At 58.1% G+C, this 15,194-nt stretch carries 15 protein-coding genes; 3 read left to right on the forward strand and 12 right to left on the reverse strand.

The features are described from left to right. Positions 1 to 28: 28 nt before the first annotated feature. Positions 29 to 1,066: an oxidoreductase gene (locus DOU50_RS20225; RefSeq protein ID WP_148770044.1), complete on the reverse strand. Its 1,038-nt coding sequence runs from the start codon at positions 1,064 to 1,066 to the stop codon at positions 29 to 31. A gap of 256 nt (positions 1,067 to 1,322) precedes the next feature. On the opposite strand from DOU50_RS20225, the gene yhhY reads away from it, so the two are divergent. Then, complete coding sequence (gene yhhY / locus DOU50_RS20230) at positions 1,323 to 1,811, forward strand: N-acetyltransferase (protein ID WP_061716141.1); 489 nt, start codon at positions 1,323 to 1,325, stop codon at positions 1,809 to 1,811. Between the two features lie 93 nt (positions 1,812 to 1,904). Here yhhY and ggt read toward each other — a convergent pair whose 3' ends face one another. Next, the gene (gene ggt, locus DOU50_RS20235) at positions 1,905 to 3,647 is read right to left on the reverse strand and encodes a gamma-glutamyltransferase (protein WP_148770046.1); all 1,743 of its coding nucleotides are present in this window, start codon (positions 3,645 to 3,647) and stop codon (positions 1,905 to 1,907) included. Between the two features lie 126 nt (positions 3,648 to 3,773). On the opposite strand from ggt, the gene DOU50_RS20240 reads away from it, so the two are divergent. Continuing rightward, positions 3,774 to 4,151 (forward strand): DUF2756 family protein, encoded by a 378-nt coding sequence (locus tag DOU50_RS20240; protein ID WP_023326493.1) that lies wholly within the window; start codon positions 3,774 to 3,776, stop codon positions 4,149 to 4,151. On the opposite strand, the gene ugpQ is transcribed toward DOU50_RS20240, so the two are convergent. The 10 genes from ugpQ to livK form a co-directional block, all read right to left on the reverse strand. Next, a complete protein-coding gene (gene ugpQ / locus DOU50_RS20245) occupies positions 4,135 to 4,881 on the reverse strand; it encodes a glycerophosphodiester phosphodiesterase (RefSeq protein WP_148770048.1) in 747 nt (248 codons plus the stop codon). The genes DOU50_RS20240 and ugpQ overlap by 17 nt on opposite strands. Then, positions 4,878 to 5,948: a sn-glycerol-3-phosphate import ATP-binding protein UgpC gene (locus tag DOU50_RS20250; RefSeq protein WP_024906701.1), complete on the reverse strand. Its 1,071-nt coding sequence runs from the start codon at positions 5,946 to 5,948 to the stop codon at positions 4,878 to 4,880. Before DOU50_RS20250 ends, ugpQ begins: the two co-directional genes overlap by 4 nt. A 1-nt stretch (position 5,949) precedes the next feature. Then, positions 5,950 to 6,795, reverse strand: a complete 846-nt coding sequence (ugpE, locus tag DOU50_RS20255) for a sn-glycerol-3-phosphate ABC transporter permease UgpE (RefSeq protein WP_013099125.1) — start codon at positions 6,793 to 6,795, stop codon at positions 5,950 to 5,952. Next, positions 6,792 to 7,679, reverse strand: coding sequence for a sn-glycerol-3-phosphate ABC transporter permease UgpA (gene ugpA, locus DOU50_RS20260; RefSeq protein WP_045328892.1), 888 nt, complete (start codon positions 7,677 to 7,679; stop codon positions 6,792 to 6,794). Before ugpA ends, ugpE begins: the two co-directional genes overlap by 4 nt. Positions 7,680 to 7,806: 127 nt before the next feature. Beyond that, entirely contained in the window at positions 7,807 to 9,123 is a 1,317-nt protein-coding gene (gene ugpB, locus DOU50_RS20265; protein WP_148770050.1) for a sn-glycerol-3-phosphate ABC transporter substrate-binding protein UgpB, read from the reverse strand. Between the two features lie 252 nt (positions 9,124 to 9,375). After that, positions 9,376 to 10,089 carry a high-affinity branched-chain amino acid ABC transporter ATP-binding protein LivF gene (livF, locus tag DOU50_RS20270; protein WP_008500102.1) on the reverse strand — a complete coding sequence of 238 codons (714 nt, stop codon included), beginning with the start codon at positions 10,087 to 10,089 and terminating at the stop codon, positions 9,376 to 9,378. A gap of 1 nt (position 10,090) precedes the next feature. Next, positions 10,091 to 10,858, reverse strand: coding sequence for a high-affinity branched-chain amino acid ABC transporter ATP-binding protein LivG (gene livG / locus DOU50_RS20275; RefSeq protein WP_024906698.1), 768 nt, complete (start codon positions 10,856 to 10,858; stop codon positions 10,091 to 10,093). Beyond that, entirely contained in the window at positions 10,855 to 12,132 is a 1,278-nt protein-coding gene (locus DOU50_RS20280) for a high-affinity branched-chain amino acid ABC transporter permease LivM (RefSeq protein ID WP_024906697.1), read from the reverse strand. The genes livG and DOU50_RS20280 overlap by 4 nt, the downstream gene beginning before the upstream one ends. Further along, entirely contained in the window at positions 12,129 to 13,055 is a 927-nt protein-coding gene (livH, locus tag DOU50_RS20285) for a high-affinity branched-chain amino acid ABC transporter permease LivH (protein ID WP_008500099.1), read from the reverse strand. Before livH ends, DOU50_RS20280 begins: the two co-directional genes overlap by 4 nt. A 46-nt stretch (positions 13,056 to 13,101) precedes the next feature. Beyond that, positions 13,102 to 14,211, reverse strand: a complete 1,110-nt coding sequence (gene livK, locus DOU50_RS20290; protein ID WP_024906696.1) for a high-affinity branched-chain amino acid ABC transporter substrate-binding protein LivK — start codon at positions 14,209 to 14,211, stop codon at positions 13,102 to 13,104. 424 nt (positions 14,212 to 14,635) lie between these two features. Between livK and panM the strand changes: the two genes are divergently transcribed. After that, positions 14,636 to 15,019 (forward strand): aspartate 1-decarboxylase autocleavage activator PanM, encoded by a 384-nt coding sequence (gene panM / locus DOU50_RS20300; protein WP_023334145.1) that lies wholly within the window; start codon positions 14,636 to 14,638, stop codon positions 15,017 to 15,019. The last annotated feature ends 175 nt before the right edge of the window (positions 15,020 to 15,194 follow it).

Below are 15,194 nucleotides of genomic sequence, written 5' to 3' on the forward strand. Positions count from 1 at the left end.
TGAACAAGTGCAGAGGAGCCGTTTTTGCTTATTTTGCGAGGGTTACCGTGGCAGGAGAAGCCTGTTCGAAGGCCCGTTCAAGGATTTCGAGGTTGGTCAGAACGTCAGATTCCTTGACGTAATTCGGCGCGCCGGATGTAAGGGTTTCATAGAGCGCATCGTAGACGCGGCCATAGTCGCCAGTTTCCGGTTTCAGCTCCTCCCTGACCGTTACGCCCTCATCGTTCACGTACTCCAGGACGCCCACGGAATCATCCGCCGCAAAACCCGGTTCACCCGGCATGATGTTAGCCTTCAGGCTGGTCTCCTGCTGGTCAATACCGTACTTAATGAACGAGCCTCGGGTGCCTTGAACGATAAATTTCGGGTAGTCGATCTTCACCAGATGGCTGGTTTTGACGATGGCTTTCAGGTCGCCGTAGAACAGCTGCGCTTCAAAAGTATCGTCCGGGTTGGCTTTATTACGCAGGCTGCGGATGTCATACGCCACGTGGTCCGGTCGGCCAAACAGGGAGATGATCTGGTCCATGGTGTGCACGCCCAGACCATAGAACGAGCCGTCCTGCGGCAGGCCGGGTTGCGTTTCCGCTACCGGACGGTAGTAATCGAAGTGGCTTTCTATTTCCACGATGTTGCCGAGCTTGCCGCTTTCAATCGCTTTTTTCGCCGTCAGGAAGCAGCTGTCAAAGCGACGGTTCTGATACGGCGTAACGGTCAGACCTTTGCTTTTCGCCAGCGCGAACAGCTCTTTCGCTTCGGCGATAGTCGGGGTGAACGGCTTTTCCACCAGCACGTTTTTACCCGCTTCGAGCGCGCGTTTCGCATACTCAAAATGGCTGTCCGCATGGGTGCAGACGATAACAAGTTTAACCTGCGGGTCGCCCAGTACCTCATCGAGATCGCTGGTGAAGTGGATGTGGGAATACTGCGGGGATTGCTCTTCCGGCTTCGCGCGGCGGCGGTAGATATGGGCCACATGCCAGCTGTCTTTACGGGTGAGAACATACGGCAGGTGATAGCGAGTCGTACTTTTACCAAATCCAATAAATGCGCAATGTAGTGTCATAGCTCAGTCCTTTTGGAAGGTTACTGAGTCTAACCATAACAAAAAAAAAGCCAGCTAAAAGCTGGCTAAAGTAATACTGGAAGCAATGTGAGCAATGTCGTGCTTTCAGGTTCCCGTAGAGGTCTTCCTGAACGCAAAGCAATAATAATCATTCTCATTCGCACTTGTCCAATACTTTTTGCAAAAATTAGCGGTTGACTCAAATTTTAAAGTCATTGATGTTGGAAGGGACGTTTAACTGACTGAGGAACAAGGAATGAGTGAGATAGTGATACGCCACGCGGAACCGAAAGATGCTGAAGCCTTACGCCAGAACTATATGCATCCGGGGGTGTATCACGACACGCTACAGCTACCTCATCCTTCCCTTGAGCACTGGCAAGAACGTCTTATCGCAAAACCCGGCCAAAAACGCCTTGTCGCCTGCATTGATGAACAACTTGTTGGCGATCTGATGCTTCAGGTGGAAGCCAGCCCGCGACGCAGCCATGTGGCCACATTCGGTATCAGCGTTGCGGCGCATGCACAGGGGCGCGGCGTGGGCAGTGCGTTAATGCGCGAGATGATAAACCTTTGCGATAACTGGATGCGTATTGAACGGATTGAATTAACGGTGTTTGCCGATAATCCTGCCGCTCTGGCGCTGTACCGGAAGTTTGGTTTCGAAATCGAAGGCACCGGCAAGAAATTTGCCCTGCGCAACGGCGAGTATGTGGATGCGTATTATATGGCGAGAATGAAGTGACACTTTCTCCTCTCCCCATAGGGCGAGGGAGAAAAGACCGCACCGTGCGATCCCCTCTCCCCTATGGGGAGAGGGTTAGGGTGAGGGGAATAATCAATACCCCGCCGACAAATCATCCACTGAACGCGGGTCCGATGCGCCAAACAGCGCCCCGTCCGGTCCCACCATAATGCTCTGCGTACTGCCCATCGCCTCTTTCACCGCCACCTTTTGACCGCGCTGCTCCAGCAGCTTGATGGTATCCGGGCTAAAACCCTTCTCCACGCGCAGCTCGTCCGGCAGCCACTGATGGTGGAAACGCGGGGCGTTGGTCGCTTCGGCGACGTTCATCCCAAAGTCGATGCTGTTCACCACCATTTGCAGCACGGTGGTGATAATCCGGCTGCCGCCAGGGCTGCCGGTCACCAGCCAGGTTTTCCCGTCTTTCACCACGATGGTGGGCGACATGGACGACAGCGGACGTTTCTTCGGCCCTACCGCATTCGCATCGCCGCCAACCAGCCCGTAGACGTTCGGCACGCCCGGTTTGGCAGAGAAGTCATCCATCTCGTTGTTCAGCAGAATGCCGCTGTTGCCCGCCACAATCCCGGTGCCGAAGGTGGTGTTGAGCGTATAGGTCACCGCCACCGCGTTACCGTCTTTATCCACCACCGAGAAGTGAGTGGTCTGGTTGCTTTCATACGGCGCCAGCTTGCCGGGGCGGATCTCGCTCGACGGCTTAGCCTTGTTGATATCGATCTGATCGGCAATGGATTTGGCATAGGCTTTGTTGGTCAGCGCCTGCCACGGCACCTTCACGAAGTCCGGATCGCCGAGATATTCCGAGCGGTCGGCGTAGGCGCGTTTTTCCGCTTCCGCCATCACCTGCATGGCATCCGCACTGCCGAAGCCGAACTTGTGCATATCGAAGTTTTCGAGAATATTGAGGATCTGCACGATGTGGATCCCACCGGAAGACGGCGGCGGCATGGAGAAGACCTCGTAACCGCGGTAGGTGCCGCTAATCGGCTCGCGCTCCACCGCCTTGTAGTCCGCCAGATCCGCTTTGGTGATGAGCCCGCCGTTCTTCTGCATCTCTTGTGCAATCTGGTCGGCAATCGCCCCTTTGTAGAAGGCGTCCGGACCGTGCTCTGCAATCAGCTCCAGGCTTTTAGCGAGGTTCTTCTGCACCAGCTTATCGCCCTTCTTCAGCGGCTCGCCGTCTTTCCAGAAGATCGCTTTGCTGTTTTCATGATTCGGAATGACTTCGCTGCCGTAGGTTTTGAGATCGTCCGCCAGCGCATCGTTTACCACAAAGCCGTCCCGCGCCAGCTTGATGGCAGGCTGCACTACCTTGTTCAGCGGCAGGGTGCCGTATTTTTCCAGCGCCAGCGAGAAGCCCGCGACGGTGCCCGGCGTGCCGGTCGCGAGATGCGAGGTCAGGGATTTTTTGCTGTCAGGGTTGCCCTGATCGTCGAGGAACATATCGCGAGACGCCTGAGCAGGCGCCATCTCGCGGAAGTCGATGGCCGTCGTTTTGCCGTCTTTGGTGCGCAGCATCATAAAGCCGCCGCCACCCAGGTTCCCCGCCTGCGGATGCGTTACCGCCAGCGCATAGCCGACGGCGACCGCGGCATCCACCGCGTTACCGCCCTGCCTGAGAATATCGACGCCCACTTTTGTTGCCAGCGCATCCACGGACGCTACCATGCCATGGGTTGCCCGCACGGGATGAAAAACATCTTCCTCCACGCCGTAAGAGACCGGAGGCGCCGCGGGCGGGTTGGCCGCCACGCTAAATGTACCGCCTGCCATCAGCGCGGCGATGGCGACCCAGCGCAAAAACGTTGGTTTCATGATTGTTGTTCTCCAGGTGAAGGGATCCATATTCCCCGCTTAAGCCTGGTTCACAACTCCTAAAAAATCATCGTCATGGTGAAATCAGGGTAAACTTAAGAGAGACCTCAAGAGGAGGAAATGACAATGAAACGCTTGATGATTCTTACGGCGCTGATCCCGTTTGCCGCGCTCGCACAGCCACTCAACACCATGAACAACCCGAACCAGCAGGGCTATGTCATCCCGAGCCAGCAGCGTATGCAGACCGAGATGATGAGCCAGCAACAGCAGCAGAAAGGGATGCTTAATCAGCAACTGAGAACGCAGACCCAGATGCAGCAGCAAAGCCTGCAAAATCAGATGAACGCCAACACCCAGCGCGTGCAGCAGGGGCAGGTGCGCGAGCAGCCGCTGCCGAATAAAAACGGCGGGATGTTAGGGGGAATGACGTCGTCAGGCAGCGGACAGCAGCATATGCTGCCGCCGCAGTCGAATGGCAGTATGCTTAATCCGCAGAACTAAAGTCCGGGCCTATCAGGTCGATTGCATCGGTACAGATGCTGTCCACGCCCCAGCGCAGCAGTTCGGCTGCACGCTGGGGTTTGTTAACCGTGTAGACCAGAATATGCAGACCCGCGTCTTTCAGCATCTTCACCCGCGTCTCATCCAGCAGCCTGTGATTAAGATGGATAGAGACACAGGCTAAGCGCGTCGTCAGCTCGCGCCAGTCCTCGCGCCACTCGTCGAGCAGCAGCCCGCGAGGCAGCTCCGGTACGGCCGCCTGTGCCGCTTCCAGTGCGTCAATTTCAAATGATGACAGCAGCGGCGCGGTCATCCCTTCCCACAGCTCGCGCGCGGCCAGAGCAATCACTTTGCCCGTCAGCGGCCCGGTGCCGGTGGTCGGTTTGATTTCGATATTGGCCATCATGCCGTGCTGGCGACAGCGATCCGCCACTTCCGCCAGCAGCGGCAGCGGTTCGCCTTTGAATTCACCGCTGTACCAGCTTCCGGCGTCTACCTTCAGCAGGTCGCGCCACGGCAGTTCGCCCGCGATGCCCCAGCCGTTGCTGGTGCGCTCGAGGTTATCGTCATGCAGCAGGAAAATCTCGCCGTCTTTCGACAGCTTGGCGTCGAACTCGATCATCGTGTGACCGTAGCGCGCGCCAACGTCAATCGCCGCCAGCGTGTTTTCCGGCGCCAGCTTACCGCCGCCCCGGTGGGCGACGACGTGGGGATAAGGCCAGTTGCTCATACTCGTTGTCCTGTTTCACCGTCAAATAAGTGCAGGTGATTTTCCGGCAGGTGGAGCCACAGCGTGCTGCCGGCTTTAGGGCGCTCCTGATGTGCCAGACGCACCACCATTTTTTGCTCGCCCCAGCGCCCGTGCGCCAGGTTATCTGCCCCCAACATCTCCAGCGTGTCCATGACCAGCGGCACGCCGCCTTCCGCCTGAGAGGTTAAACCGATATGTTCCGGGCGGATACCGAGCGTCATCTTACGCCCGGCGTAGCCACGATAGTACCAGTTGATCGGCAATGCCATCCCGCTTTCCAGCTCAAAGTGCGAGCCCGCGCTGCTGATACGCCCTTCCAGCAGGTTCATTGCCGGGCTACCGATAAAGCTCGCCACAAAGCGGGTGGCCGGTTTCTCGTACACCTCCACCGGGGTGCCAATCTGCTCGGCGATGCCTTTGTTCATCACCATCACGCGCTGGGCGAGCGTCATGGCTTCGACCTGATCGTGGGTCACGTACAGGGAGGTGGTTTTCAGACGACGGTGCAGCTGCTGCAGCTCAAGACGCATCTGCACGCGCAGCTTGGCGTCGAGGTTAGAGAGCGGCTCGTCGAACAGGAATACCGCCGGATCGCGCACGATGGCGCGCCCCATCGCCACGCGCTGGCGCTGTCCGCCGGAGAGCTCTCGCGGGCGGCGCTTAAGCAGGCCGTCGAGTTCCAGAATGCGGGCGGCCTCTTTCACGCGCTCCTCGATATGGCCTTTGCCCATGCCGCGGATTTTCAGCCCCCAGGCCATGTTCTCTTCCACGCTCATGTGCGGATAGAGGGCGTAGTTCTGGAAGACCATCGCGATGCCGCGGTCTTTGGGCTCCATCTCGGTGACGCGCTGACGGTCAATCCAGATATCCCCGGAGGTCACGCGCTCCAGCCCCGCCACCATGCGCAACAGCGTTGATTTGCCGCAGCCGGACGGGCCGACCATCACGATAAACTCCCCGTCCGCCACGTCGAGCGTCAGCGGCTGAATCACCTGGGTTTTGCCGTCCCAGCTTTTGGTTACTGCCTGAAGTTTTAAACCTGCCATCTTATTTCTCGCTATCGACCAGGCCGCGGACAAACGCACGCTGCATGGCTAAAACAATGACTACGGGTGGGATAAGGGTGAGCAGCATTGCCGCCATTACCTGGTTCCAGAGGGTGGTGCCTTCGCCGGTGGCGATCATGCCTTTGATGCCCGCCACGGCGGTGCCGAGGTTGACGTCCTGAATAATCAGCAGCGGCCACAGGTACTGGTTCCAGCCGTAGATAAAGGTGATCACAAACAGCGCCGCAAGGTTAGTTTTCGACAGCGGCAGCACGATATCGCGGAAGAAGCGCATCGGCGACGCGCCGTCGATGCGCGCCGCTTCAATCAGCTCGTCCGGCAGGGTCATAAAGAACTGGCGGAACAGGAAGGTGGCGGTCGCCGAGGCCATCAGCGGCAGGGTCAAGCCCGCGTAGCTGTCGAGCATCTTCAGGTTGGCGATCACTTCCACCGTCGGGAAGATACGCACCTCTACCGGCAGCATCAGGGTAATAAAAATCATCCAGAAAAACAGGTTGCGCAGCGGAAAGCGGAACCAGACGATGGCGAAGGCCGACAGCATCGACACCGTGATTTTGCCCACCGTAATGCCGAACGCCATGATGAAGCTGTTGAGCATCATCAGCCAGAACGGCGCGCTGTTGGCGCCCACGCCCTGGGTCCAGATGGTCTTCATATTCTCGAAAAGATGCGTGCCTGGGATCAGCGTCATCGGCGTGTCGAACACCGCTTTGGTGTCCAGCGTGGCGGCGACAAAGGCCACGTACAGCGGAAACAGGATGACGATAATCCCTAAAATCAGCATGGTATGGCTGAAAATCGTCAGCCCGCGACGGTTCTCAATCATTGGTAGCGCACCTTACTTTCGACGTAGCGGAACTGCACCACCGTGAGGATGATGACGAGGAACATCAGCACGACGGACTGCGCGGCAGAAGCGGAGAGATCCAGCCCGGCGAAGCCTTCGCGGTAGATCTTATAGATAAGCGTCGTTGTCGCCTGCACCGGGCCGCCCGCGGTCGCCGCGTCGATCACCGGGAAGGTGTCGAAGAAGGCGTACACGAGGTTAACCACCAGCAGGAAGAAACTCACCGGGGCGATCAGCGGCAGCGACAGCCTGAAGAAGCGACGAATAGGCCCTGCTCCGTCAATTGCCGCGGCTTCCACCAGCGAGCGCGGGATGGACTGCAGCGCGGCAAAGAAGAACAGGAAGTTATAGCTGATCTGCTTCCACACCGAGGCGAACACCACCAGGAACATCGCCTGACCGCTGTTCTGGGCGTGGTTCCAGTCGTAGCCGAACTCTGCCAGGAAATGGGTAATCAACCCGCGGCCGGGGTTAAACAGGAAAATCCACAGTACGGCGGCGACGGCGGGTGCCACGGCATAAGGCAGCAGCATCAGGGTCTGATACAGGCGGCTGCCGCGCACCACGTAATCCACCAGCGCGGCGAAAAACAGCGATGCGACAAGACCGCTGACGGTGACCAGCGCGCTGAACTTCATCGTCGTCCAGAAGGCGTCCAGGTAGTAGCTGTCATGGAACAGCGCGGTGAAGTTGTCCAGGCCAACAAACTGGCTGGAGAGCCCGAACGGATCGACGCTTTGTACCGAGTACCACAGCGCTTCGCCCGCAGGCCAGATAAAGAAGATAACGGTGATAACCAGCTGCGGCGCGACCAACAGGTACGGCAGCCAGCGGGAACGGAACACCGGACGGGATGATGACATAGGTTTGCTCTGTAGGTATTCACCCCTCACCCCGACCCTCTCCCCAAAGGGGCGAGGGAGAAAAGACGGCTCTGTGCAATCCCCTCTCCCCTATGGGGAGAGGGTTAGGGTGAGGGGCAGGTTTGAATTACGATTTCGTCGACTGCTCAAAGCGGCGCAGCAGCTGATTTCCGCGCTCTACCGCAGAGTCCAGCGCCTGCTGTGGCGTTTTCTTCCCGGTCCACACGCTTTCCAGCTCTTCATCCACGATGGTGCGGATCTGCGGCATGTTGCCCAGGCGCAGGCCTTTAGTGAACGGCAACGGCGGCTTGTTCAGCATCTGGCGCGTCGCGATGTCCGCGCCTGGGTTCTTGCTGTAGAAGCCCTGCTCGCGGGTCAGGTCATACGCGGCTTTGGTGATCGGCAGGTAGCCGGTCTTCTGGTGCCACTCGGCGGCGTTTTCAGGCTTGGCCAGGAAGTCGAGGAACTCGGCTACGCCTTTATAGGTGCCCTTGTCTTTACCCTGCATCACCCACAGGCTCGCCCCGCCGATGATGGCGTTCTGCGGCGCGCCCTTCACGTCAGCGTCATACGGCATCATGCCCACGCCATAGTTGAATTTGGCGTAGTGACGGATATCCGCCAGCGAGCCGGACGAGGCGGTGGTAATGGCGCAGTCGCCGTTGTAGAACTTCTCGGTGGATTCGTCTTTACGCCCGAAGTAGCTGAAGTCGCCCTTCTTGTTCAGGTCGGCAAGCAGCGCGATGTGCTTCACCTGCTCCGGCTTGTTGAACTCCAGTACCGCATCGGTGCCGTCGAAGCCGTTGTTTTTGGTCGCCACCGGCAGGCCGTGCCAGGCGCTGAAGTTTTCAATCTGGATCCAGCCCTGCCAGCCGCTGGCGTAGCCGCACTTCATCCCCGCCGCTTTCAGCTTCGTGGTGTACTCCGCCAGGTCCTGCCAGGTTTTTGGCGGCTGCTCCGGGTCTAAACCGGCTTTTTTGAAGGCGTCTTTGTTGTAGTAGAGCACCGGCGTAGAGCTGTTAAACGGCTGGGACAGCAGATGGCCGGTTTTGGAATCGGTGTAGTAACCCGCTACGGTCGGCACAAACTGGGATTCATCGAAGTTGATACCCGCCTCTTTGAACACTTCATACACCGGCTTGATGGCTTTGGAGGCCATCATAGTGGCGGTACCCACTTCATAAACCTGTAACAGGGCCGGCGCGTTGCCGGTACGGAAGGCGGCGATGCCCGCGCTCAGGCTCTGCTCATAGTTGCCTTTGTACACCGGCACAATTTTGTAATCCGGGTGGGTGTCGTTGAAACGTTGCGCCAGGGAGTCAACTTCTTTACCCAACTCCCCTTCCATTGAATGCCAGAACGGAATGGTGGTGACAGCCATTGCGTTCGTCGCAAAAGCCAGACCCAGTGCCAGACCCAAAGCTGTGTGTCGTAACGATGTCATTGTCATCTCTCTTATTGTGCCGGATGCGCGATATCACGCGTTTTATGCTCGCGAGGTAACATGACATGCTCGAATTACAGAAAAATAACTGTTTGTTTACAGATAAGTGACAGCCAGGCGTCAGGGGGATGATGGTTGTGTGAAGGGGGTTGGATGGTTGGGTGCGGTCTGGTGCCCTCACCCCGGCCCTCTCCCACAGGGAGAGGGAGAAAACACTAAAAAAGGCAACTTGCGTTGCCTTTTTGCTTTTACCTATCCGCCCAGATACGCGCTCCGCACCGCTTCGTTCGCCAGCAGCGCGTCGCCGGTGTCCTCCAGCACCACGCGGCCGTTCTCCAGCACGTAGCCACGGTCAGCCAGCTTCAGCGCCTGGTTGGCGTTCTGCTCGACGAGGAAGATGGTCATCCCCTCTTTGCGCAGTTGCTCAATGGTGTCGAAAATCTGCTGGATGATGATCGGCGCCAGACCGAGCGACGGTTCGTCCAGCAGCAGGAGACGCGGCTGGCTCATCAGCGCGCGGCCTATCGCCAGCATCTGCTGCTCGCCGCCGGACATGGTGCCCGCACGCTGAATGCGGCGCTCCCACAGGCGCGGGAAGAGCTCATAGACCCACTTGATGCGGGTCTGGTATTCATCGCGGTGGGCGAAGAACCCGCCCATTGCCAGGTTCTCTTCCACCGTCATGCGGGAGAAGACCCGGCGCCCTTCCGGAACAATCGCCACCGCTTCACGCATGATTCTGGCGGTCTGCCAGTCGGTAATGTCTTTACCATCAAACACGATCCGCCCGCTGGTGGCGCGCGGGTCGCCGCACAGGGTGCCGAGCAGCGTAGTTTTACCCGCGCCGTTGGCGCCAATCAAGGTCACGATTTCACCCTGATTGATGTGCAGGCTGACGTCGTGCAGCGCCTGGATCTTGCCGTAGTGCGCGTTGACCTTGTCGAACGTTAACATCGCTTTTTCCATCTTATGCCTCACCCAGGTATGCGCGGATCACGTCCGGGTTGTTGCGGATCTCTTCCGGCGTGCCGTTTGCCAGCGGCGTGCCCTGGTTGACCACGTAGATACGGTCGGAAATGCCCATTACCAGCTTCATGTCGTGCTCAATCAGCAGAATGGTGGTGTCGTGGTGATCGCGCAGTTCGGCAATCAGCTCGTCCAGCTCTTTGGTCTCTTTCGGGTTGAGCCCTGCCGCCGGTTCGTCGAGCATCAGGATCTCCGGCTGGGTCACCATGCAGCGCACAATCTCCAGACGACGCTGGTCGCCGTAGGCCAGGTTGCTCGCCTGACGGTTGGCGTGCTGCAGCAGGCCAATTCGGTCGAGCCAGGTCGCCGCGCGGTCAAGCGCTTCATCCTGCGCGCGGCGGAAGGCCGGGGTTTTCAGCAGGCCGGAGAACAGCCCGGTTTTCAGCTGCTGATGCTGCGCGACCAGCAGGTTCTCAATCACCGTCATCTCGCGGAACAGACGCACGTGCTGGAAGGTACGCACCACGCCCATGCGGGCAATCTGCTGGCCTGGCAGCCCTTCAAGATGCTTGTCGCGCAGCATGATGGTGCCGCCCGTCGGCTTGTAGAAGCCGGTCAGGCAGTTAAAGACCGTGGTTTTCCCCGCGCCGTTCGGGCCAATCAGGGAGACAATCTCTTTCTTGTGCAGATCCAGTGACACATTGTTGACCGCCAGCAGGCCGCCAAAACGCATCATCAGACCGTTAACGGATAATAATGGCTGACTCATGCCTGCTCTCCTTTCGCCTGAGTGCGTTTCAGCTTCAGCTGTGGACGAGTCATCGGCAGCAAGCCCTGCGGACGCCAGATCATCATCAGCACCATCAAACCACCCAGCATCAGCATGCTGTATTCGTTAAAGTCGCGCATCAGCTCGCGCGAGACCACCAGCAGGATGGCCGCGAGGATAACGGCGAACTGCGAGCCCATACCGCCCAGCACCACAATCGCCAGCACAAAGGCGGATTCGGCAAAGGTGAACGATTCCGGGCTTACAAAGCCCTGACGGGCGGCAAACAGCGTCCCGGCGAAACCGGCAAACGCGGCGCTGATGGTGAACGCGGTCAGCTTGATGCGGGTCGGGTTCAGGCCCAGGGAACGGCAGGCGATCTCATCTTCACGCAGCGCTTCCCACGCGCGGCCCAGCGGCATGCGCAGCAGACGGTTAATCACGAACAGGGTAATCACCACCAGCAGCAGCGCCACCAGATAGAGCCAGATTACACGGTCGGACGGGTCATACTTCACGCCGAAGAAGTTACTGAAGGTGTCCCAGCCGCCTTCGCGGGCGGTACGGCTGAACTCCAGGCCGAAGAAGGTTGGTTTCGGGATCTGGCTGATGCCGTTCGGGCCGCCGGTCACTTCGGTGTTGTTAAGCAGCAGGATACGGACGATTTCGCCGAAGCCTAAGGTCACAATCGCCAGGTAGTCACCGCGCAGGCGCAATACCGGGAAGCCAAGCAGGAAGCCGGCAGCGGCAGAGACCAGCCCCGCCAGCGGCAGGCAGGTCCAGAAGCCGAGGCCGTAATAGTGGTTCAGCAGCGCGAAGGTGTAGGCGCCGATGGCGTAGAAGCCGCCGTAGCCCAGCACCAGCAGGCCGGAGAGCCCCACCACCACGTTCAGACCGAGACCGAGAATCACGTAGATCATGGTCAGAGTGGCGATATCCACGGTGCCGCGAGACACCACAAACGGCCACGCCACGGCGGCCACCAGCAGCGCTACGAGGAACAGCTTCTGCTTAACGGTAGACCCGTCGATGGCCGGCAGAACGAATTTCGGCCCGGAGACGTTTTTCAGCGACTTCTGGAACAGCGGACGCAGCAGCTGGAACAGGAACACCACGGCGGTACCGATAAACACCCACTGCCAGCGGATGTCGGGGGCGGTATCCACCACCAGCTTCGTCCCGTCCAGACCTAACTGGACGCCCATAAAGACGCCCGCCAGCACGAAGAACATGGCGGCAGAGAGCAGCGCCATTGCAAAATGCATCGGTTTCATACTTTCTCTACCTCCGGACGGCCCAGAATACCGGTAGGCATCACCAGCAGAACCAGAATCAGCAGGGCAAACGACACCACGTCTTTATATTCCGTGCTCAGATACGCCGAGGAGAGCGCCTCCGCCACGCCCAGGATCAGGCCGCCAATCATCGCGCCCGGAATACTGCCGATACCGCCCAGCACCGCCGCGGTGAAGGCTTTCATCCCAGCCATAAAGCCGATGTACGGGTTGATCACGCCGTAGAACTGGCCGAGCAGGACACCCGCCACCGCCGCCATCGCGGCGCCAATCACGAAGGTCAGGGCAATCACGCGGTCGGTGTTGATGCCGAGCAGGCTCGCCATCTTCAGATCTTCTGCACACGCGCGGCAGGCGCGTCCCATACGCGAGTAGCGGATGAACAGCGTCAGGGCGAGCATCGCAATAAAGGTCACGACCCAGATAACAAGCTGCATGGTGGTGATAGAGGCCGCGAAGTTTTCGCTGGCCCCCACAATCCACTGGCCGTTAAACAGGCTTGGCAGCGCCACGTCGCGCGAGCCTTCGGTCAGGCTGACGTAGTTTTGCAGGAAGATCGACATCCCGATGGCGGAAATCAGCGCAATCAGACGCTTGGAGCTGCGCACCGGCCGATAGGCCACGCGCTCAATGCTCCAGCCGTAGGCGCTGGCAATCACAATCGCGCCGACAAACCCGGCGGCGACCAGCAGCCAACTGCTGTCGATGCCCATCATCATCAGGGCGGCAATAATCATAAAGGAGACGTAGCTACCGATCATGTAGACCTCGCCGTGGGCGAAGTTGATCATGCCGATAATGCCGTAAACCATCGTATAGCCGATGGCGATCAGCGCGTAGGTGCTTCCCAGCGTAACGCCGTTAAACATCTGCTGCAGGAAATAGAGAAACTGCTCGGACATATGCAAACCTTTTTATACCCGCCCGGCGGTCCGGGCGGTGGGATAATTATTTGGCGGCCGAGGACGAACCGTCGGCGTGCCACTTAAAGACACCAAACTCAAATCCCTTCAGATCGCCTTTCTCATCCCAGTTCAGCGGCCCAATCACGGTGTTAGCCCCGTGTGCTTTTAAATCTTTCACCAGATCCAGCGGTTCTTTGCTGCCGGAGCGATCCAGCGCGGTGGCCAGAGACTGTACGGCCGCATAGGTGATCCAGACGTACGGACCACTCGGATCTTTCTTCTGCGCCTTGAGCGCATCCACGATAGCCTTGTTGGCCGGATCCTGGTCATAGCGTTTTGGCATCGTCACCAGCATGCCTTCGGCAGAATCCCCGGCGATGTTTGACAGGGAGGCATTGCCCACGCCCTCTGGCCCCATAAACTGGGTTTTCAGACCGGTGGCGCGCGCCTGACGCAGCATCTGCCCCATCTCCGGGTAGTAGCCGCCGTAGTAAACGAAGTCGATATTCTCTTTTTGCAGACGGGCGATCAGCGCGGAGAAGTCTTTCTCACCGGCGGTAATGCCGTCGAAGAAGACGATGTTCGCGCCGCCTTTTTTCAGGCCGTCCTGAACGGAGCGCGCCAGGCCTTCGCCGTACTGCTGCTTGTCATGAATAATGGCGATACGCTGCGGCTTAACGGTTTCAAGGATGTATTTGGCGGCGGTGGGCCCCTGAGAGGAGTCCAGCCCCGCGGTGCGCATAATGTGCTGATAGCCGCGCTGGGTCAGTTCCGGGTTGGTCGCACCGGGGGTGATCATCAGGATGCCTTCGTCTTCGTAGATATCAGACGCGGGCTGGGTGGAGGATGAACACAGGTGGCCGATCACATACTGGATACCGTCGTTGACGATTTTGTTGGCGACCGCGACGGCCTGTTTCGGATCGCAGGCGTCGTCATATTCCACGCCCACCAGCTTGTCGCCTTTGATGCCGCCCTTAGCGTTGATGTCTTTGATGGCCTGGCGCGCACCGTTGAACTCCATGTCACCCCACTGGGCAACAGGGCCGGACATCGCACCCACTACCGCAACTTTAATGTCCTCCGCCATAGCGGCATGCGAGATCGACAGTGCGACCATCCCCGCGATTAACGTCTTCGCGTTCCTTTTCATCTCTGAATCCCCATTCGTGATGTCGTGTTTATATTTTGTTTTATTATGGTTAAAAAGCATTCTGTACTTTTAATGAACAACGCTATTTTTACCAGTGCCTTTAATGGTTTAGCGCAGGTTTTTGTCAAAAACCAGACTAAAATCTCTATTTTTCAGGCGATTAAGCAAAGATAATATTCTGAAATCAGGCAGAGATAAACAAATAAAAGTGCAGTTTGCAGCATAAAATAACGGTACAAAGCGCCGAATAAATCACTACCCTTCAGGTTAAAATTCTGCTTATTTTTCGATCCATGTGTTTTCAAACTGCCCATCGCGTTGCCAAAAAACTAATCACCTGGTTAATGAGAATAAAAAGAGGAAGCCGCTGAGTGAATAAATTGAGTACACTGCCCCTACTGAATCTGATTTGGACAAGTAGCTAATGAAACTGACTATCGTGCGTCTGGTGACCTTTAGCGACCAGGATCATATCGACCTGGGCAAGATCTGGCCGGAATATTCCCCTTCGTCGCTACGCGTGGATGAGACCCACCGCATTTATGCCGCGCGTTTTAACGAGCGCCTGCTGGCCGCGGTTCGCGTCACCCTGAGCGGTACAGAAGGGGCGCTGGACTCGCTGCGCGTACGTGACGTCACCCGTCGTCGCGGTGTGGGACAGTATTTAATTGAAGAAGTGATCCGCGAAAACCCGAGCGTGACCTCATGGTGGATGGCTGACGTCGGCGTGGAAGACCGCGGCGTGATGGCGGCGTTTATGCAGGCGTTAGGGTTTACGGCGCAGGAGAGCGGCTGGGAGAAGCGCTAAAAGAAAGCCGGGTGGCGGCTGCGCCTTACCCGGCCTACAATTTCTACCGCATTTTCCCAAGCATTTCGTGTTGCAGGAAGGCGGCAAGTTATGAAATCCCCGGGAGCTTACATAAGTAAGTGACCGGGGTTGAATAACGCAGCCAACGCACCTGCGGCACGAAAGGCGACGGGAA

Origin of the sequence: Enterobacter sp. C6 (assembly GCF_008122455.1) — a bacterium.
In the GTDB taxonomy this organism is placed as follows: domain Bacteria; phylum Pseudomonadota; class Gammaproteobacteria; order Enterobacterales; family Enterobacteriaceae; genus Enterobacter; species Enterobacter pseudoroggenkampii.